This is a genomic window from Adhaeribacter aquaticus DSM 16391 (assembly GCF_000473365.1).
In the GTDB taxonomy this organism is placed as follows: domain Bacteria; phylum Bacteroidota; class Bacteroidia; order Cytophagales; family Hymenobacteraceae; genus Adhaeribacter; species Adhaeribacter aquaticus.
The window spans coordinates 75072-94348 of record NZ_AXBK01000003.1 but is presented as its reverse complement, the minus strand read 5'-3'; the positions used below and the strand labels follow the sequence as shown (position 1 = coordinate 94348).

Genomic DNA, 19277 nt, shown 5'->3' with positions numbered 1-19277 from the left:
AATTAAATTTAACTTGCCCTTGCCACATTTGCCATTTCCGTAATGGCTAACTGCATATTTCCTTTCTTCTCTGCTAACTCAAAGAGTTTTACTTTTTCTGTTTCCTCCGTTGTATAGGTGAAATATTCTTCGTGGGAAACTTCTGTGGCGTACACGGCGCTTTTCACGCCCCCTAGCCCGATCCATACTTCTTTGTATTTTCGGGCCGGGTTATTATCCAGGTTAATCGACAAAATCTGCTCTTTCTCTTTATCGGATAACCCCAGTAATTTCTGTATGTCCTCGAATTTGTTCATGTACTTGCGCTGATCGAGCAGGATTTTACAATCCGAGTTATTGATAATGGTGTCTTTCACAATGGCTGAATGGATAATATCATCTACCTCTTGCGTTACTACCACCGCTTCACCAAAAAACTTCCGGACGGTCTTAAACAGATATTTAATATATTCAGCCATGCCCTCCTTGGCAATGGCTTTCCAGGCTTCTTCAATCAATATCATTTTCCGGACCCCTTTTAAACGCCGCATCTTATTAATGAAAGTTTCCATGATAATGAGCGTTACCACCGGGAACAGGATTTTATGATCTTTGATATTATCCAGTTCAAAAACAATAAACCGTTTGGTTAAAAGGTCTAATTCTTTAGTAGAGTTTAATAAATAATCATATTCACCGCCCTGGTAATAAGGAGCCAGTACATTGATGAAATTATCAATGTCAAAGTCTTTTTCCCTTACATTCTTTTCCTTTAAAATCGACCGGTATGGGCCGTTTACAAATTCGTAGAAGGTATTAAAGCTCGGTACGATGCCTCTTTTTTCAGTCAGAGCTATCAGGTAATAATTAACTGCATTTGATAAGGCAACTTCTTCTGCTCTGGTTGGAATATCGGTATCTCTTTTCCAAAGGGTTAAAATGAGGGTTTTAATGCTTTCCTTTTTCTCAATGTTAAATTGGTTATCATCGGTATAAAAGGGATTAAAGCTGATCGGATTTTGCTCAGTGTAAGTTAAATAAACGCCATCCTGCCCGTTTGTTTGGCGGTTAATCAATTCGCATAAGCCTAAATAGGAATTACCAGTATCCACCAGGAGCACGTGCGTTCCCTGCTCGTAATACTGTTTCACCATGTGGTTTGTAAAAAATGATTTTCCGCTTCCGGATGGGCCCAAAATAAATTTATTCCGATTCGTGGTATAACCCTTTTTCATGGGTTCGTCTGAAATATCCACCAGAATTGGTTTACCACTCATGCGGTCTACCATTTTAATTCCGAACGGAGAGCTGGAAGAAATATAATTGGTTTCGTGGTTAATAAAGCAAGTGGCTTGTTCCAGGAATGTATAAAAAGTTTCCTCGGTCGGGCAGTCCGAAGCATTACCCGGTATACCGGCCCAGAATAAAGCAGGCATATCTTTAGTATTTAACCGGGGCTTACAGTCCATTGAAGCAATGCCGGCCGTCGCTAAATTCCGGTATTCTTTTAACTGGTTTTTATCATCCGACCACAAAAACACGTTAAAATGGGCCCGAACCGATACCTGGTTAAAGCTGATCGCTTCATTCAGGAATTGGTCGTACCATTCTTTATTAATCGCATTCTCCCGGCTATACAGCGAAAGCGAATTTAAATTCCGGGCCTTACGCTCAAAATCCTTTAAGTTTTCGGCGTGATCGTCAATAAAAAAGTACTGGTTATAAATGTGGTTACAGGAAAGCATCAACCCCACCGGCGAAGCAAAGCCCAGGTTACAACTGCTTTTATCAGTGCTTAACCGGTCAAATTTCTTTTCGGTACTGACTATTCCGGGCAGATCGTCAATATCGGACAAGGTAAATAAGTTAAAATGCTTGGAACCGATTTGCAGGCCATCCGTGAAATCTATATCAGCCAACGGAATAATATCATCCTGGCTAACCGAAAGGTATCTTTCCAACAGGCCAGCTTTCCCTTGCGAACCGATAATATCCGCTTCTTTCAGGCGTTCCAGGCCCACATAGCCGGAATCAGTTAAAATGCGTTGGAACTGGCTAACCGTATCAAAGAAATTAGAGATAACCCCAGGCGAATCTATTTCTTTCGGAATCAGTTTGCCACGTACCAGGGAACTCCACATGCTGTTTTTTTTCGCCTTTTCCGGAGAGGATAACGTCAGGTACAAATAGCAGTAGTGATTTAAAAAAGGACGTTCGTTGAAGTGCCTTTCAAAGGAGCGGTCTAAAAAGCTTAAATCTTCCTTACTGAAATCCGGACGATATTTTTCTTCTACAAACCAATCCTGTTTATGGACAATGGTAAACTTAGGGAGTATTTTTAAAGCTTTAATCCAGGTTTGTTGCAGGCTTTCATAATCGCCCAGGGAGAGAGTAAAAATCTCTTTCAGATCAACCCGAAAACATACGGTGATCTCTGCGAACTTATTAATTATGCAATCGTGCTCAACCTTATACAATGGAAGTTTTTCTTCCAACGTTTTAGCCTTATAAACAACGCCCATGACTTACCTCTTGCCTTTATCAACTAAATATTTTAAAAACTTGCCTTTGTTCACCAGGTAGTTCGGTCGCTTTTTGGCAGCCATATTTTTCATAAGGCCGTGTTCTCCGTACACCCGGTTCCACTTAAAAATAAAATGGAATAACAAGCTGGTTAAAACAAGAGCAATCGCCACGCAGCCATAAGAGTTAATTCCAGCTATATACAGCATTATAAATAACAGGAAGATACCCAGAAGCCCACCTACGAAATAGAAAAGGTATTGCGCCTTTAAACCCTTAAACTCGACCGGCTTGTTAATCCCTTTATTAATGTTATAAGTTGCCAAAGCGAATTGATTTATAAAAAGAACGATCTTAATACAGTTGCCACTATTACCAGGAACACGCAGCTACCAAACCAACTGGCTGCTACTTTTTGCGTGTCCGGATCACCGCTATTCCACTTTGAATACACCTTAACCGCCCCAATCAGGCCAAGCACCGCCCCAACCGCATACATCAAAGTTGTGGCCGGATCAAAATAACTGGTTACTTCCTGGGTAGCTTGCTCAATACCGGCAGCGCCGTTGCCTTGGGAGTAAGCAGCCGGAGCCAGACATATCAGAGCCACGACCGCAACCGCACATTTAAATAATTTTTGATTTGTCTTTTTCATGGTTGTAAAAATTTAATTAAAGGTTATTAGATAGAATTAATAAGTTTCTTCACATCCAGATCAGCAAAGGAGTCCGCAATAACCGGTGGGTTGGTGTCGTTATCTCTTTTTTCTAAATTCTGGCCCAACAGAAGATCTACCCTGGATCTTGCCCGTGAATTATTAGACATCACGGTTTGCAGCAAAAGGGTATCATTTAAAATTTCAAGGTTCCCGGCTAATTCAGTCTGTTCAACTGGATTAATATCTTCCTGGTGTAGAAGTGCAACGGTACGGTGAAGGTCATCTACTGCAATACCGCCTTCCGGTACTTCCACATCGGGTTCAAAGGCAATAAATTGTTCTTCCAGGTTTATATCATCTTCCTGGAAAAAATCATGGTCTTGAATTTCAGCCAGGGCAGAACCGGATTCAGCCGTTTCCGCAACAGCAGCCTGATCCTCTGTAACCGGTATTTCATCCTCATCAAATGGATTTTCACTTTCATTTATTTCGGTATCAGTTTCAGAATCGGCTACAGCGCCCACAACCGGACCGGCCGTGAAGGCATTAACCACAGGTATAAGGGAAGGAGCAGAAGAGTTGCCATAATCTGGTGTAGATCCCACCGCAGAAAAAACCGGTGTCGAGGCAGAAGTAGGAACCAGGTCAGGGGGAGTAGAAGATCGGGAGAACTTACTGAAAAGCTCTGTCCGGTAATACATCAAAATAATAATTGTGTAATAGATAATTACCCCTACTAATACGAATAGGCCAAATTGCCCCCAGGAGATGCCAGCAAACATAAGTGTAGAATTAAGGTCTATATTTACATTTTGGATTAAAATATAATTACATAAAAAGAACCCTTTAAATACCTGGGGATACTTCCCATTTTCTTAAAACTATTTTTAACCATACCTTTTAGAACAGTTTATTTAGCTCTGGGAAAAGTTTAAAGAAGCCCTAAAATTTTATATTTTTAATCCTATACGGTAAATATTATTTACAAGATGAATATAAAGTATATTTTTTTACGCACTAGAGCGATATATGGGATAAGCAAAAAAAAGGCTGCAATCTGTTTAAAGCAGATGCAGCCTAAGGAAGAAGGTATTTTACAATTGCAAAATAATCGTTTACAATTGCAAAAAGTTATAACTTATAAATCAGAATTGATTGGTAAAATTATTGTTGATCCGTTCCTGAATTTCGGGCCCGAACCTTTCAAAGTGTTCCGATAATACATTATCCAGGTAATCCACAATAGCAATGTTTTTCCCCAAAATGGAAAGAAGCTTTTTAATCTTGCCGTGATGCACATCGCTTAAGTAGGAATGAGATTTTTTTAAACCCGGCGTAGGTTGCAGAAACCGGTCGTATTCCCAGGTTTTAAGTTTACCCTTGGGTCGGGAAGGAACCGGGGATTGATCTTTACTGATTTCCTCCCCTTTACTTTGATCATTATTTTCAACTACGACGGGAGCAGCTACTTGAACCGGAGCGGTTGGTTTAGGCTGATCCTTTCTAGGCGGTACCGGAGTACCGGATAAATCCGATGAATCAGATCCAGTAGCATTATCCGCAGTTGGTTTGTCCTCGGTAATTGGCAAGGTGCCTTCTCCCCTACCCTGTTCTGGTAGTGGCGCAGGCGTTTCTACAGGTTTGTTTCTTTTAAACCCACTAATTGAACCGATCAAATCCTGTTCATTAAAATCTAATTTTGCCCCTTTCTTTGCCATAATTATTCAATTGTTTGTATTTCGGAAGAAACATTAATACCTATTATTTCTAAAATTTCATGAATCAAAGGAACTACATTGGTTTCCTTCATTAACGAACGATCCATCGGGAAAATAGTAGAGCGGAATTCCGGTTTCCGGAATTTAACACTTTGGGCAATCTGATGGGATAAAAAGGGTAAATCTAATTCCTTTAAAGTATCTTCCGTTGCCCCATATAAATTAGATTTTTCTGATTTTACCACGTTGTTCCAGAAGTAATGCAACGATTTTAAGTTAATGTTAGGTTGCCCTATAATTTTTTCCGCTACAACCAAGCCAAATTCCAGGGAACTGGTAACAACGAGCTGATCGGCCACGATGGGAATAAAAATGTGATCTAACCGCGCAATAGTACTTAATACCCCAGGAGTATTAACGGTACCAGGAAGATCCACAAAAACAATATCAAATGCCTCCTCCCCTGCTTCTAATTCCAGAAAATTATCCAGGTCGGCTACTGCACTGGCTGGTTCACTTCCTTCAACCGGGAAAACAGGTTTACCAAGCCTGGCAAATATCTGCTGGTTGACTTCGCTTTTCTGAATTAACTTAATTTCATTTTCCCGTAACTTCAATACATTGTGTTGAGGAAAATCCGAATCCAGGATCGCTACTTTTAAACCAAGCATATTATGGCAGTAGGTAGCCATGATAATTTCAAACGTGCTTTTTCCAACCCCACCCTTTTGATTGAAGAAAGAAATAAATTTGGTTTCTTTTCCCATTTTGCAATTGTTAAATTATTTCCCTTTACTATTTTACCATTCCTTTTATTTACCATAAAATTTAAATATCATTTTAACATTTATGGTAAAAACAAAAGTACCTATTTTTTTAATTACTCCTTTACTCTTTTAGAAAAAAAATACTTTACCACTTTATTACTTTACTTAAATACTCTTTTACCATATAGTATAAATACTATTATACCTAAATACTTAATTACCATTTTATTGTTTTACTATTTATTGTATATACCACTTTAAAAATTTACCAGATTACTATTTTATATAAATACTATATTACTTAATTATATATTTACCACTTTACACTTTTACCTAAATACTATTTAACATGAATAGCGAAATAAGTAATTAATACTTCTGGGAATTACTTTAAACAGTATTTACCATTTTACTATATTTTAATTTAAAATTATTTCAGATAAAGGTAAAGTGGTATTTACCATTTTACCATATTTATAAAAGTGTACCGGTTGCTTACTTCTTTAAAAAGAGTATTTACCACTTTACCAGTTTACCATAATTTTAAGTTCACGCATTAATAATCCCGGTAAACTATGAAACTTTCATCTTTGCGAAACGGTATAACTTCTATGTTTTGCGATAGCAAAAAGCAAGATGTGTTTTTGTTAAACAAAAACTGTCTTGCTCTCCGAGGTTTGCTAATGCCAGAAAAGAAAAAAGCTTCGGAGTCGCTTTTTTAGATTGAATTATCAGATATGGAAAACCAGGAAATAAAAGAAGAACCTAAACCCAGGAACAGGGGAGGGCGAAAGAAAAAGGATGAAAAGGAACTGGCTAAATACCTGATCGGATTAAAAGTAGTCAAGGCAGATTTTGGTTTATTGGAAAACCAGTTTAAAAACTCGACATATACCAGTAAAACGGATATGTATTATGATCTTATTTTTAATAAAAAGATAAAAGTAAAGGATGGGTTAAGCCTGGAATTATTAAGTAAAATCCAAACTTTAACCAAAGAAATTAATGCAATTGGTACTAATTATAACCAGGTAGTTAAAAAAATAAACTCATTAACGAATGATAAACCCTTACCGTTTGAGCTTTCAAAGTTGGTAAATTTAACAGAAATGGTGTTAAATAAACAAAGTAAGTTTAATGAAATACTATTGAAGTTAAGGGAAAGATGGTTGCAGGAATAGTATCATTATGGTTGCAAGAATAATACATGGAAAGGATATAATCGGCCTTATCAATTACAATGAAAAGGCAGAATCTACCGTGCTTTATGCGCAACAAATAAACGATTTTAAGCCGATGGAAAGCCTGACTTTAAAAGATAAGATCCAAGCTTTTCAGGCATATATAAATTTAAATCCGAAGATAAGCAAGCCCACCTTTCACGTCTCGTTAAATCCTGATCCTGCCGATAAACTAACCGACGAGCAGCTAACCGAAATAGGTCGGGAATACATGGAGCGTATGAATTTCGGCCAGCAGCCTTTTATCATTTACAAACACGAAGATATAGAGCGCGTCCATATTCATATTGTTTCCACGAGCATCCAATTAAACGGCAAAAACATTTCCGACAGCAACGAGCGTTACCGGTCAGAAGCCATCCGGAAAGATATAGAGCTAAAATATAACCTGGTTCAGGCAAGTGAAAAAATTGCTAAAAGGGAAAATATCTTTGAGCCGATTAACGTGGAAGCTATCGAGTACGGCAAAACCGATACTAAAAGCGCCATTGCCAACGTAGTGCGATCAGCTACCAGAGACTATAAATTTACTTCTTTAGCGGAATTTAAAACGCTGTTAAACCAGTATAACGTTACGCTGGATGAGGTAAAGGATGAGAAAGATCCACAGAAAACATTGGGATTGTTTTATGCAGTTATCAATCCGGAAGGGGAGAAGGTGAGCACCCGGATTAAAGCCAGCAAGATTGATTCTAAGGTAGGCTATACTGCTTTACTGGATAAGTTCAGCCAGGACGAAAAGAAGATCCTGGAGGGTAATTTAAAAACGATTATAAGTCAGAAAATAAGCAAGGAGCTGGCAGCTTACCCATTTCTGAATAAAGCCGATTTTAAAACGAATTTAAAAAAGCAAGGCATAGAAGTAGTTTACCGCCATACCAAAGCTAACCGGCTATTCGGAATTACTTTTATTGATACCCAGAGCAAAACCGTTATCAATGGTCGTTCCCTGGGGAAAGAGTTTTCTGCTCATACTTTAAATAACCGCTTTACGGAGGTAACACTATCCCGCCAGGATCTGCAAAAATCTAATAATGCACTGATACAAATTTACAACGGGTTCCGGAAAACTGATGAACGGTTCTTTTATGAAAGCAACATCATTAAGGCCTTATCGGAATTGCGAAATACATTAATTTTGCTATTGCAAAAACAGTTGCCGGATTTTACCCCCCATCAGGCCAGCCTGAGCGTAACGAACTTTATTAACTACCGGCAGGCGCAGCTGGGTAATGTTCAGGAGAAAGAGAACGGCTATTTTAAAGCTAATACAGCCCCATTAATTGATTTTATCGGGCAGAATAAGGAATTAACCGTAAAGCAGAAATTAACCTTCCTGTACGCCAATAATATTACGTTTTCGCAAAAAGGAGAGGATCTTATTATTCATGCGGCCAAAAGCCAGGAGGTAGGTTATACCTTAGATAAAACCAGTATTTTTAGTTTACTGCAAGTACCGGCCACCAAGGAGAAGCTAAATGCATCGGTAACAGAAATTCCAATTTTCCGGAAGCAGGATAAAGCCTTATTAAAAGTTTTAGCACAACCAGAAGCAGAGCGGGATTATAAAAGTTTGCCAATAGAGCAAATAAACAGTTTAGCTAAATCTCCGGTAGTGCCTTTCCTTTCTAAAACGGACAGGCACTTGCTATTCAGCCATGCCAACCTGAATTACGTTACTAACTTTTTTCAAAACCGTGATAAAGGGTTAGATTACCAAGGCACCGTTTCAAAATTGCTGGAAAATGGCCTGATGATTAAACCGGTACCCAATAAAGAGGGAACAATAGAATCCTATAATATCGGATATTACCGTTTACCCGAAAGTACCTATGTCAAAGCCGGTCCGGAAATAACCAACTTCCTGAAAGCAAACAATTTTAATCAAAACACAGCAGCCAGTATGCGCAACCTGGTTTTCCGGACTTTCCAAACCGGTGAAATAAAAGTGTCACCTAAATTTGAGGTTATAGTCCGGCTGAACCAAGCAGCACAAAAAAATAATCTGAAGGAAGTTTATACTATATTAGATTTTATTCGTAAGATAAATAATACGTTAGGGGATAGAATCTCTTTACGAATTAATGACGAATTAAAAACTAAACCGGAAAAAAATGAAGGAACTTTACAGGCCCAAACGATAATACCTATCATTCAAAAGGAAATTGCCGGTTACCCGGCTGACACCTTACGAGATCCAGGGAAAAACCAGGAAATCACTAGTCGCTACCAATCCCAGGCCAGAAACGGTGCAAGTATTTTAGAAAGCATCGGAAACATTTTTAATGGGATAACAGATGCCATATTCGGCCAGGGAAGCGGAGTAGAAGAAGAACATAAACCGGAGCAAAAGCGAAAAAAACGCCGCCGACCACGTTGGTAAACATTCAGCATCAGGGAAAGCGGAATGCTAGCAATTAGATCCAGTAAATACCTAAAAAATGGTACAATTCCCGTTTTTTTGCTAGCATTTATTTTTATATTTGTTTCGGCTCATACCTGGCCCGGTAACCATACCGGCAATCTAAGTCAGCACCAATTAAAATTTAATCCTTTTAAGAAAATGCACGAAGATCAAAGAGCCTTATCTAAGCTAATGGACTTTACCCGCCTCATTAGCATCTTTTTACTTTTATTAAACATTTATTGGTTTTGTTATTCGGCCTTCCAGGAGAACGCCTTAACGATCCCGATTGCCGATACAGTCTTACAAAAATTAAACAAAGGCACCGGAATGTTTAACCATTCCCTATATTCCAAATTAGCCAGTATCTTATTTCTAGCATTATCCTGTTTGGGTACCAGGGGGGTAAAATCAGAAACCCTGACCGGGAAAAAAATAGCAGTTTATTTTGTACTAGGTTTATTGTTATTTTTTACAAACGACCTGCTTTTAAAATTACCAACAGCCTTAATATTAAACACGTTTTTATACATCGCCACTTTAACGGTAGGTTATCTGCTATTACTCAAGTGCGGATTATATCTTTCCCGGTTGATGAATAACGACCTGATGAAAGATATTTTTAACGAGGAAAACGAATCTTTCCCCCAGGAAGAAACCCTGATGGAAAATGAATACTCCGTAAATTTACCCACAGAATACCAATTAAAAGGCAAAAAAAGAAAAGGCTGGATTAACGTGGTGAATCCCTTCCGGGCTACCGGCGTTACCGGAACACCGGGCTCGGGAAAGTCTTTTGCGGTGATTAACCAGTTCATCCGCCAGCACATTGCCAAAGGATTTGCTATGTATATTTATGATTATAAGTTCGATGATTTAACCCGCATTGCTTATAATACCCTTTTAAAAAATTACGAAAAGTACCCCGTTAAACCATCCTTTTACGTCATTAATTTTGACAATCCGGCTAAAAGTCACCGGTGTAATCCGCTTTTGCCTTCCATGATGACCGATATTATGGATGCCTATGAAAGTGCCTATACCATTATGCTTAACCTGAATAAAAAATGGATCGAAAAGCAAGGGGAGTTCTTCGTGGAATCACCTATAAATTTCCTGGCTTCCATTATCTGGTTTTTACGGCTATACGAAAACGGCAAATTCTGTACTTTCCCCCACGCCATCGAATTTTTAAGCCGGAAGTATGAGGAAATATTCCCGATCTTAGGTTCTTATCCGGAAATAGAAAACTATGTTAAACCATTCGTTTCGGCTTTTGAAGGCGGCGCAATGGAGCAACTGGAAGGCCAGATCGCCAGCGCCCGAATCCCGTTGTCCCGGCTGGCTTCCCCGCAGCTCTATTGGGTCATGAGTGGTAATGATTTTACCCTGGATCTGAATAACCCTCAGGCTCCTAAAATTCTGTGTGTGGGCAATAATCCGGACCGTCAGGCTATTTACGGCGCAGCATTAGGCTTATATAATGCCCGGATCATCAAGCTTATCAATAAAAAGAATAAACTGAAATCATCGGTAATTATAGACGAGCTACCGACGATTTATTTCAAAGGATTAGACAACCTGATTGCCACCGCCCGGAGCAACAAGGTCAGCACGTTATTGGGGTTCCAGGATTTCAGCCAATTGGAGCGGGATTATGGCCGGGCTGAAGCAACCGTTATTAAAAATACAATCGGCAATATTTTTTCCGGCCAGGTAGTAGGGGATAGTGCCAAACAACTTTCAGAACGGTTTGGAAGGATATTGCAGAAAAGACAAAGTGTATCTATCAACAAAGACAGCACTTCCACCTCCACCAGTACCCAATTGGATAGTATGATTCCGGCCAGTAAAATAGCCAATCTAAGCCAGGGGGATTTTGTAGGAGCAGTTGCGGATAATATAGACGCCGAAATCAACCAGAAGGTATTTCACGCAACTATCAAAATAGACGTGAAAGCTATAAAAGAAGAAGAAAGCAAATACCAGGACATTCCGGATATAACTAATTTTACTGACCACCAGGGCGTAAACAGGATGGAAGAAATAATCCGCAATAATTATCTTAAAATTAAAAAAGATATAGAAGAACTGGTAGGAGCTGAAATAAACCGCATCAAGAGCGATGAAACTGTTAATCATTTAATTAAAGAAAAATAACATGGTAAAGGAAAAACCACACCCAAACGCCAACATTAAAGAGAAACGAAAAGACAGAAAAGCTTTTCAGCAGACCGTAGGAGAACGATTGTTTGAAATTAGAAAAGGTATAATACCCACCTTAACACAGACGGCATTAGGTAAAATGTTAAAATTAAACCAAAGTGCCATCCAACGAATTGAAACAGGGGGCGGCACCATCGACACCTTGTTGGTGGTGCTGCAATATTATTTAAAAAATAACTATAACCTGCATTACATTCTGGCCGAGGACAATTCAAAATTTAAATTAAAAATAGGTACGGAAGAAGTAAAAGACGAACTGGACAACTATTTTGAGAAACTAGATTGAGAGGATTTTGCAAGCTTTTCTTCCGCTTTATAGCGTTCGTACATTAAGAAGCAAAAAGGATAAGGGTCTAAAGCCAAACCATTTTTAATTAAAATATAATGTAAGTGATTTCCGGTTGTAAGACCGGATTCACCCACATACCCAATTATCTGACCTTGTTTAACCGATTGCCCGGGGTGCACGATAAACCGCAATAAATGGCCGTAATAAGTTATAAAGCCATTGTAGTGATTAAGCTGAACAAAATTACCTAAAGAGTTATGATATTTAACTGAACGGCTAACTATTCCATCCGCAACCGCATAAACCGGCGTGCCGTTCGGAGCGGGAATATCAATGCCTCCATGAAACATATTATCGCCTTTAACCGGATGTTTCCGGAACCCAAAACCGGAGCTGATCCGGAAATTTTTAATTTGTGCGTACCGCAACGGAACTAAGGCCGGTATTGAACGCATAAGGGAAGCATCCCAACGGGTGATACGCAGCACCTGGTACACATCGGTATAAGTAACCGCCTGCTTTAAAAGATCCAAAGCCAGTTTATTGAGTTCTTCCCGGATTACCTGTTTCTGTAACCATACCAGGTAAGTTTTTAAAGTGTCTTGCTTTAACCGGATGGAATCAGAGAATAATTCCGGATTATGCCCTGCTCCTCGGACAGGTAAATAATTAACTGAAAAAAAATAAAATAATAAAGCAAAGAAATAGTTGAACTGCTTCATGCCATTTTTAAAAAATATCCGTAATATTCTCTATACGAATAAAAAATATTGATGTTAATTCATTAGATAAATATTTAAATTTCAAATAGAGGGAAAATCGGGTTTAAACTTTAAAATTTACAAAAATGGCAGAGCTAAATACAACACTTACTCCAGCGTTGGAAAATCCCAATCAATTAGTAAAAGATATTCCTAACAAAGAATTAGCACAACAACGGGAAAAAGCGTTAGAAATAGGTATAAAACTATTTCCTGAAAACAAGTTTACCGTAATTAATACTGAAGCGGATATCTCAGGAGGGTATAATTTCCAATTGCAAACCAATAAAGAAGGTAATCACTACCCCAATTTAAAGCCTGGCTTTAAACAACCCAGAGAAATTGAACGGCAAATTGAAAAACTAAATACAATTAAAATTTTATTTGATCACGAGTTAGAAAAAGTCAAGGTAAGTTTTGATGATTTGGGAACATTAAAGTATTTTTCCTACAAACAATTAAATTTTAGACAGGATAACCCCTCTAAGCAAGACCTAACACAGAGTACCGAATTTAATTATAAAGGATATAAAATAGAAAGAAGCTACGAATCAACGGAAAGAAGCCCGTACCGGGTAACCGATGCTTCGGGAAAAGAAATTGGTACCGGTGAAGCGGCCATCTTTTCCCAGGAATTAAAGGAAAGAGGTAAAGACGACCGGCAAATGCCTTATTTTAAAACAGATGCGGAAATTAAAAAAGAAGTAGATAACTTGCTAATCCAGAACGATGAAAAAGTAAGAAATGAACCGCAAAACTTATTCACTGTAAATAAGGAGACCGGGGAAATTAATATTATCGGCAAAGATGAAACCGGGAAGCCGGTTTTAAAAAAACCGGAGGATCTAAAAAATGAACAATTGCCTTTATTGGAGGTTATACCCCATAAAGGTTTTTTAGGCAACTTTATTCTCAATTTTAAAAACCATTACAACCGCAATAACCTGGAAATATTAGCTGCTCCGATTTCAAAACCAATAGCAGAAACATTTCAGGAATTAAAGCAGCATTTACCAGGAATAAAGGCAGGCTTTTTAAGTGCTTTAGATTCCTTAAATGAAAAAACCGGGATAACCGGAATAGCGAACCAGTCCGAAAGAGATTTTTTGCATCTTCCGGAAAAAGAACAACAAAAACTATTACAAAAGTTTGCCGATGAATCAGAAGGCAATCATGCCTTTACTTTAAAACAAAAGAAGGGCTATTGGGAAATGCCGGAAGAAGAACTACCCAAAACCTCATTTTTAACAGACGTAAAAAATTTTATACGTCTTTTAAAAGACCAGGAAATTATATTACCGAGTACCGCCGATCCTAAAAACACTACCACACAAATTACAAGGTTTCAAAAATTAAACAATATGCAACAACCAAGATTTAACCTGGACGACATTAACTGGAAGGATGCCGAGAAGCTGGGTTTAACCCGAAATCTTCTGGAACAGACAGGCAACCTGGAACGCCTTTTAAACGGGGAAAAAACGCACCTAATTACAGGCATGAAAGGTGATCTAGGTGGCGTAAAGGTGTCCCTGGATGGGAAGTTCAGGCTAGTGGAAAATCCCCAGGGGCAACCAACTTTGGTATTTCACGGTGTAAAAGCTGAATTAACCGTTCCAAAATCTTATTTAGGTTATGAATTTTCGGAAGAAGATAAGCAGGCTTTGAAAGAAAAAGGGAACCTGGGCAAAAAAGTAGAACTCATAGATAGAACAACTAATTCCTCCTTCAAAGGCTACATTGGAGTAGACAAAGACACAAAAGAAATAGTGGCTGTACGAGCCGAACGTATTAAAATACCGAATGAATTAAAAGGCGTTCTTTTAAGCGATGAACAAAAGAAATCCCTGGAAGAAGGTAATCCTACCGCCATCGCCGGCATGAAGGACGATAAAAACCAGGAATTTTCCGCAACCGTCCAGATTGACCCGGCAAAAAAAGGGTTTTCCTTCCGCCCATTGCCAGACACTGCCATTAAAGAAACAGTTAAACCGGAAAATAAAATTCAGGTGGCTGCCAATAACGATGGAAATAAAGCAGAAACAGTAAAGAATTTAGATACTGTTAAAAGCAAACAACAGGAAGAACCAAAGCAACAGTCCAACGGCAGGAAAAAAGGAGGCCCCAAATTATAATGCTAGCTCCCTAACCGGTGCTCAGGCGAAGATCCGGGGAATAAGGGAGGGTTAATGCTCGCATTAAACGAGAGCTGCCCCCGTGGCCACGCAAGATTTGCTAGCATTTTGGGAAATCAAAAGAACAGAAAAATATTAAGAGGGGGGAATATTTCCCCTTTTTTTATACCTGCTAAATAAATTTATCATGGAAGATTTTAAAAGCAAATACCCGAAGGCCAAAACCTTTGAAGATTTCCGCCGGGAAATTTCAATAATCGAGTTGGCTACCGCCAACGGTTATCAGCATGAAATTAAAAAAGGCTCCCGGACACCTGTATTTTTTAATCCCACCATAAATGATCGCATTATTATCATGAATCCCCAAAATGCGGCTAACCAGGGCTACTGGAATCCGGAGGATGATTCGGATAAAGGAAGCCTGATAAATTTTGTAAAACGCCGGTTGGAAACTGTGTTTAAAAAAGACAATTCCAAAAGTGAAATAGCTAACGTTAATGCTGTTTTATATAATTATCTTAAATTACCGGAACCTGTAAAGCACCAAAACCGGCAGCTCGTGAATCCGGAAGTATTGCAGAATGTAGAAGCCCATAATTTTTTAATTGATTATTATAAACTAAAACCCCTCTACAAAACTGATTTTTTCCGGGAACGGGGTATTGCCCTGGAAACATTAGAAAAACCCGAATTTACTGGCCGCATCTTTAACGTCCAGTACCAGGACCCAAACAAGCCGGGGCCGGTTTATACCAATGTGGCATTCCCCTACCACCTAGCCCACGATCCCAAAATGGTAGGTCTGGAAATCCGCAATACTGCTTATAAGGCCCATGCGGAAGGGTCTGATCGCAGCAATGGTGTTTGGCAGTCCAATATGCCCGAAAAGCTGGATCGTATGGTCATGGTCGAAAGCGCCCTTGATGCGCTTAGTTACAGAGAACTCCGCAACCAGAATAATACCTTATTTATAAGTTATGGGGGAAATCTAACCTTAAATCAAATCCAAACCATAAAGGAGCTCAAAACCAAAGGTAAAACTGATGAAAATTTCCAGTTCGTCTTAGCTAACGATAACGACAAGAAAGGGGCGTATTATGATTTAATGTTTCTCCGGGAATTAACGGCTGATAAATACCCCTCCCAACGTTTAGCAAACCCAAAAAACAGCCTGAAGCTTGCTTTCGCAAGCACCAGCCCCCAAAACCCCGGCGCGGACGCACCCGGTCAGGTGCTGGATTTGGCTGATAAACTGATAAAAGAATTAAAGCCTTACAACGATCAGATAGATAAAGAAATAGAGAAAGGCGAAATAGGGAAAGTAGTTAAAAATGAGCTGGAAAAAGATAAAATTAAATTTAAAATAGAAGGAAACCAGTTTTTAGTCGAGATTCCGACAACGTATTTTGCAATGCATCAATTTAATAAAGCATTAGTTCAGGCAGCAGGTTTAGAACAGAAGGTGAAGCTGGATAAGGGCGTTCTGAACGATTATAACGAAGATTTAAAGTTAGTAAAGTTGATTAATAAGAATCCGGAATTGTTAATAGATATAAATAAAAAAGATCTCCATAAGAATGAGCAGGAACAGCAGGATAAGCTGAATTACCAGGATTTGAAATTCGTGATTTTGCAGCCAGGAAGGTATGAGCAGTTGCAGGAATTGTTTCAATTAAGCCAGGCTAATAAGGAAAGTAAGGAAGTTTTACAATGGGAAAACCAGAAAGAAATAGTTAAGCCAAATCCAGATAAAGAAGTATTGCAGGCAGACAGCCAGATAGATAAAGCAGATAACCAGAACCAAAAAATAAACCAGGTAAAGCCGAAATTTTAGGAGTTAAAGTAACAGTTTAAGTAAGATAAAAAAGAACCAGGCCAGCATATAGGCTTGGTTTTTCCATTTTAAAAGGGGGAGGCTCCCTATCGGTTGAACCCATTCCAGGCTCCGCTCGCAAGCGACAAATTTGTACCAAATTTCCTTTCAGGCTTCTAGCCCAAAATCAAATCAATTTTCCAATTAAAATTTCAAAGGAATTCACCAATAACGCAACGTGAAAACCAAAGAAACACCTAATAACCAGGTTGAATAACAAGTTAAAGTTAAGGGGAAAAAACATTGATAGTCAATCAATTGTGGAGAAATAAAAGTATAGTTTTTGTATACTTATAAATGTAGTTTTCGTATATTTATATATAGCAAACGCAGTAAAAACCTTCATTTTTAAAGTTATGAGCGCAATAGAAAGATATAACCAATTAGCCGAGCAAGTAACCAACGAAATTATCCTGGGATTAGAAAAAGGCGAAGTATTCTGGCAGCAACCTTGGCAAAATGGAGCCATGCCAAAAAATATTCAATCAGGCCGTTATTACGATGGGTTTAACGCCTTGTATTTAAATTATATTACCCTGAAAAAGAAGTATGCGAATGCGCATTTTCTGACCTATAAACAAGCGCAGCAATTAGGCGGTAATGTTAAGAAAGGCGAAAAAGGCCATTTAATTGTATTCTGGAAAATTAACGTTTACAAAGTAGGGGAGAAGGAAACCAATGAGGGCAAAAGTGAAGATGTTTTAAACCGCCGCTTTACTCCTTTTATTTGGTCAGTTTTTAATGTCGATCAATGCGAAGGTTTAACCCTGATGCAGCAAGCCCCTGCCGAGCGCACCGAAAACGAAGTAATTGAAGCTTGCGAGGAAGTTGTTACCAATATGCCTAATCGGCCACACATCCACCACGAAGGAAACGACGCTTTTTATTCCGTTTCTAATGATTTAGTACAATTACCGGAAAGAAAGCATTTTATCAGTTCTCCCCATTATTATAGTGTTTTATTTCATGAATTAATCCATAGCACCGGCCATCCATCCCGGCTAAACCGCCGAGCCGAAGAAGGCACCCGTACTTTTGGCGATGCTGTTTATAGCAAAGAAGAATTAATTGCCGAAATCGGAGCCAATTTTTTAAATGCCCATACCGGTATCAAAGATCAGGTATTTGATAATTCAGTTTCTTATATCCAAGGTTGGTTAGAAGCCTTGAAGAATGATAAAACAATGATCTTAACCGCCAGTTCCAAAGCAGCAGCAGCAGCCCGGTATATTCTTGATCTGGAAGAAGCAGCCCAGGAGCAGGAAGAGGAAAAAACAACAGAAGCTACTTTGCAAAAAGCTGCCTAAGTTCAATAGGGTAGGGGAGCAGCCCTACCCCCTTTCCTTATTCAAGAAAAAATTTTGCAATTGTAAAAAAATAGCCATGGAAGCTCTAACCCTTGCCCCCGCAATTGAGAAAGAATATAGCTTTAATAAAAACCATGTTTGTATAAATGCGGATGTAGCCTTTTCCCAAAAAATAGATTTTAATAATTTTCTGGAGATCACTTTTGCCCAACATCCAAAAAATAAACGTTGGTGCATCGGCTACGATTTTGGCAGTAACCAGGAATGTAGTTTTTATGGCTCCAGTAGTGGGGCCAGTCATAACCCGGCAGAATTGGGGACTGGTATTATAACTCTGGAAGATGGGTTGCAAAAGTTTGTAAACCGCCTATTAGATAGTCCCGAAGCATTCCCCTTACACCCTAAAATTTTAGAAGCCCTGAAGGCTTACGCCGTAACGCTGAACATTGTAATTCCCGGCCAGCAATTACCCTTATTTTAATCCTTTACTAATTGTCAAAATGAAAGAAAAAACCACACTTCAAATGCTCCAACACTCTAACAGTAAGCTATTAGAGAGCTACAAGGGGCAGGATATTTACGACTGGAATACTTGTATTACTGTTTACGATCCGATTCGAGACACAGCCTTTCAAGTTGCACTGGACGATTCAAAACGGTCTGGGCGTAGGATTTTTAATGAGGAAGGGAACACGGTTGAAGCAGCCAGAAAATATATTGACTGGATTACAGAAAGCCAGCCGGAACAGAAAGCCAAGGTTTAAATCGGGTAAATATGAAAGAGCAGCAGGTAAAAAAAGCAGGCCGGCAATTTGATAAGCATATTAATGATGCTTTTCAATTCTGGAAACGGGGAGAAGAATTATTAGCGGGGCAGACCTCTGCCCGCAAAATCCAAATTGAAAATTCAGCCGGTTATAAAAAACTGGTTGAATTAACGAGCAAAGCCGAAAAACGCGCCGAAGCGGTTTTGGCACAGTTTACCGAAGCAGAAGCAAAGTATATTTTTGAGAATTTGTCCGGCTCCGCCGGAGACCTGTGTTCCACTTTCAAGGAATGGACCGAAAATATTACTTTCTCCAAGCCGCAAAGGCAACTTGTTTTTAACCAGGTGCTACGGAAGAAGGTGCAGGATAATGAGCGCAAGGCCACAGAACGGCTTATAAAGCTTCATGAGGCTATAGGAGCGCAGTAGACGAAACGCGAGCTGGAGGGCAAGGTTTCGGCCTTAAATGAGAAAGTAACGGGCTTGAAGGAAAGCAATGCCCGGGCCGGTAAACTCTTGCTGGACATAACCGAGGGATCGTAAAACCCCAGGAACTGAAACAGGCCATTGAGCAGGTACCAGGGGTAGAAGATAAACACCAGGCAAATATCCGGAGCGTCCTGTCCTATA

General features: G+C 39.1%; 18 protein-coding genes. 11 read left to right on the top strand and 7 right to left on the bottom strand.

All coding sequences use genetic code 11. From position 1 onward, the window contains the following. Positions 1-8: 8 nt before the first annotated feature. The 6 genes from ADHAQ_RS0101730 to ADHAQ_RS0101705 all read right to left on the bottom strand — a co-directional run bounded on the left by ADHAQ_RS0101730 (position 9) and on the right by ADHAQ_RS0101705 (position 5645). On the bottom strand, positions 9-2501 hold the full coding sequence (locus ADHAQ_RS0101730) for a TraG family conjugative transposon ATPase (protein WP_026461461.1): 2493 nt from the start codon (positions 2499-2501) through the stop codon (positions 9-11). A gap of 3 nt (positions 2502-2504) precedes the next feature. Next, on the bottom strand, positions 2505-2828 hold the full coding sequence (locus ADHAQ_RS0101725; protein ID WP_026461460.1) for a DUF4133 domain-containing protein: 324 nt from the start codon (positions 2826-2828) through the stop codon (positions 2505-2507). An 11-nt stretch (positions 2829-2839) separates the two neighbouring features. Further along, positions 2840-3157, bottom strand: a complete 318-nt coding sequence (locus ADHAQ_RS0101720; protein WP_026461459.1) for a DUF4134 domain-containing protein — start codon at positions 3155-3157, stop codon at positions 2840-2842. A gap of 26 nt (positions 3158-3183) precedes the next feature. After that, positions 3184-3942, bottom strand: coding sequence for a hypothetical protein (locus ADHAQ_RS0101715; RefSeq protein WP_026461458.1), 759 nt, complete (start codon positions 3940-3942; stop codon positions 3184-3186). A 363-nt stretch (positions 3943-4305) separates the two neighbouring features. Continuing rightward, positions 4306-4878: a DUF3408 domain-containing protein gene (locus ADHAQ_RS0101710; protein WP_026461457.1), complete on the bottom strand. Its 573-nt coding sequence runs from the start codon at positions 4876-4878 to the stop codon at positions 4306-4308. Between the two features lie 2 nt (positions 4879-4880). Continuing rightward, entirely contained in the window at positions 4881-5645 is a 765-nt protein-coding gene (locus tag ADHAQ_RS0101705; protein WP_026461456.1) for a ParA family protein, read from the bottom strand. Positions 5646-6220: 575 nt separating this feature from the next. Here ADHAQ_RS0101705 and ADHAQ_RS28295 point away from each other — a divergent pair. The 5 genes from ADHAQ_RS28295 (at position 6221) to ADHAQ_RS0101685 (ending at position 11802) form a co-directional block, all read left to right on the top strand. Then, the gene (locus tag ADHAQ_RS28295; RefSeq protein WP_169727973.1) at positions 6221-6367 is read left to right on the top strand and encodes a hypothetical protein; all 147 of its coding nucleotides are present in this window, start codon (positions 6221-6223) and stop codon (positions 6365-6367) included. 15 nt (positions 6368-6382) lie between these two features. Beyond that, positions 6383-6826, top strand: coding sequence for a plasmid mobilization protein (locus ADHAQ_RS0101700; protein WP_026461455.1), 444 nt, complete (start codon positions 6383-6385; stop codon positions 6824-6826). Between the two features lie 7 nt (positions 6827-6833). Further along, the gene (locus tag ADHAQ_RS27015) at positions 6834-9269 is read left to right on the top strand and encodes a relaxase/mobilization nuclease domain-containing protein (protein WP_051359648.1); all 2436 of its coding nucleotides are present in this window, start codon (positions 6834-6836) and stop codon (positions 9267-9269) included. Positions 9270-9347: 78 nt separating this feature from the next. Then, the gene (gene mobC / locus ADHAQ_RS0101690) at positions 9348-11450 is read left to right on the top strand and encodes a conjugal transfer protein MobC (RefSeq protein WP_425393675.1); all 2103 of its coding nucleotides are present in this window, start codon (positions 9348-9350) and stop codon (positions 11448-11450) included. Between the two features lies 1 nt (position 11451). Continuing rightward, positions 11452-11802, top strand: a complete 351-nt coding sequence (locus ADHAQ_RS0101685; RefSeq protein WP_026461453.1) for a helix-turn-helix domain-containing protein — start codon at positions 11452-11454, stop codon at positions 11800-11802. Here ADHAQ_RS0101685 and ADHAQ_RS24205 read toward each other — a convergent pair. Continuing rightward, positions 11781-12527, bottom strand: a complete 747-nt coding sequence (locus ADHAQ_RS24205) for a M23 family metallopeptidase (protein ID WP_051359647.1) — start codon at positions 12525-12527, stop codon at positions 11781-11783. The two genes, ADHAQ_RS0101685 and ADHAQ_RS24205, sit on opposite strands and share 22 nt — an antisense overlap. Positions 12528-12652: 125 nt before the next feature. Between ADHAQ_RS24205 and ADHAQ_RS0101675 the strand changes: the two genes are divergently transcribed. The 6 genes from ADHAQ_RS0101675 (at position 12653) to ADHAQ_RS0101650 (ending at position 19076) form a co-directional block, all read left to right on the top strand. Next, entirely contained in the window at positions 12653-14701 is a 2049-nt protein-coding gene (locus ADHAQ_RS0101675; protein ID WP_026461452.1) for a DUF3945 domain-containing protein, read from the top strand. Positions 14702-14888: 187 nt separating this feature from the next. Then, on the top strand, positions 14889-16535 hold the full coding sequence (locus tag ADHAQ_RS0101670) for a toprim domain-containing protein (RefSeq protein ID WP_026461451.1): 1647 nt from the start codon (positions 14889-14891) through the stop codon (positions 16533-16535). A 395-nt stretch (positions 16536-16930) separates the two neighbouring features. Next, positions 16931-17881, top strand: a complete 951-nt coding sequence (locus ADHAQ_RS24200) for an ArdC family protein (protein WP_051359646.1) — start codon at positions 16931-16933, stop codon at positions 17879-17881. 76 nt (positions 17882-17957) lie between these two features. Continuing rightward, entirely contained in the window at positions 17958-18362 is a 405-nt protein-coding gene (locus ADHAQ_RS0101660) for a hypothetical protein (RefSeq protein WP_026461450.1), read from the top strand. Positions 18363-18405: 43 nt separating this feature from the next. Then, entirely contained in the window at positions 18406-18645 is a 240-nt protein-coding gene (locus ADHAQ_RS0101655; protein ID WP_157433318.1) for a hypothetical protein, read from the top strand. A gap of 11 nt (positions 18646-18656) precedes the next feature. Continuing rightward, complete coding sequence (locus ADHAQ_RS0101650; protein WP_026461448.1) at positions 18657-19076, top strand: hypothetical protein; 420 nt, start codon at positions 18657-18659, stop codon at positions 19074-19076. Positions 19077-19277 lie beyond the last annotated feature (201 nt).

Excerpts from the sequence above, each read along its gene's own strand:
- ADHAQ_RS0101730 (WP_026461461.1), bottom strand. The coding sequence starts at position 2,501 with ATGGGCGTTGTTTATAAGGCTAAAACGTTGGAAGAAAAACTTCCATTG.
- ADHAQ_RS0101720 (WP_026461459.1), bottom strand. The coding sequence starts at position 3,157 with ATGAAAAAGACAAATCAAAAATTATTTAAATGTGCGGTTGCGGTCGTG.
- ADHAQ_RS0101715 (WP_026461458.1), bottom strand. The coding sequence starts at position 3,942 with ATGTTTGCTGGCATCTCCTGGGGGCAATTTGGCCTATTCGTATTAGTA.
- ADHAQ_RS0101710 (WP_026461457.1), bottom strand. The coding sequence starts at position 4,878 with ATGGCAAAGAAAGGGGCAAAATTAGATTTTAATGAACAGGATTTGATC.
- ADHAQ_RS0101705 (WP_026461456.1), bottom strand. The coding sequence starts at position 5,645 with ATGGGAAAAGAAACCAAATTTATTTCTTTCTTCAATCAAAAGGGTGGG.
- ADHAQ_RS28295 (WP_169727973.1), top strand. The coding sequence starts at position 6,221 with ATGAAACTTTCATCTTTGCGAAACGGTATAACTTCTATGTTTTGCGAT.
- ADHAQ_RS0101700 (WP_026461455.1), top strand. The coding sequence starts at position 6,383 with ATGGAAAACCAGGAAATAAAAGAAGAACCTAAACCCAGGAACAGGGGA.
- ADHAQ_RS27015 (WP_051359648.1), top strand. The coding sequence starts at position 6,834 with ATGGTTGCAAGAATAATACATGGAAAGGATATAATCGGCCTTATCAAT.
- ADHAQ_RS0101685 (WP_026461453.1), top strand. The coding sequence starts at position 11,452 with ATGGTAAAGGAAAAACCACACCCAAACGCCAACATTAAAGAGAAACGA.
- ADHAQ_RS24205 (WP_051359647.1), bottom strand. The coding sequence starts at position 12,527 with ATGAAGCAGTTCAACTATTTCTTTGCTTTATTATTTTATTTTTTTTCA.
- ADHAQ_RS0101675 (WP_026461452.1), top strand. The coding sequence starts at position 12,653 with ATGGCAGAGCTAAATACAACACTTACTCCAGCGTTGGAAAATCCCAAT.
- ADHAQ_RS0101670 (WP_026461451.1), top strand. The coding sequence starts at position 14,889 with ATGGAAGATTTTAAAAGCAAATACCCGAAGGCCAAAACCTTTGAAGAT.
- ADHAQ_RS24200 (WP_051359646.1), top strand. The coding sequence starts at position 16,931 with ATGAGCGCAATAGAAAGATATAACCAATTAGCCGAGCAAGTAACCAAC.
- ADHAQ_RS0101660 (WP_026461450.1), top strand. The coding sequence starts at position 17,958 with ATGGAAGCTCTAACCCTTGCCCCCGCAATTGAGAAAGAATATAGCTTT.
- ADHAQ_RS0101655 (WP_157433318.1), top strand. The coding sequence starts at position 18,406 with ATGCTCCAACACTCTAACAGTAAGCTATTAGAGAGCTACAAGGGGCAG.
- ADHAQ_RS0101650 (WP_026461448.1), top strand. The coding sequence starts at position 18,657 with ATGAAAGAGCAGCAGGTAAAAAAAGCAGGCCGGCAATTTGATAAGCAT.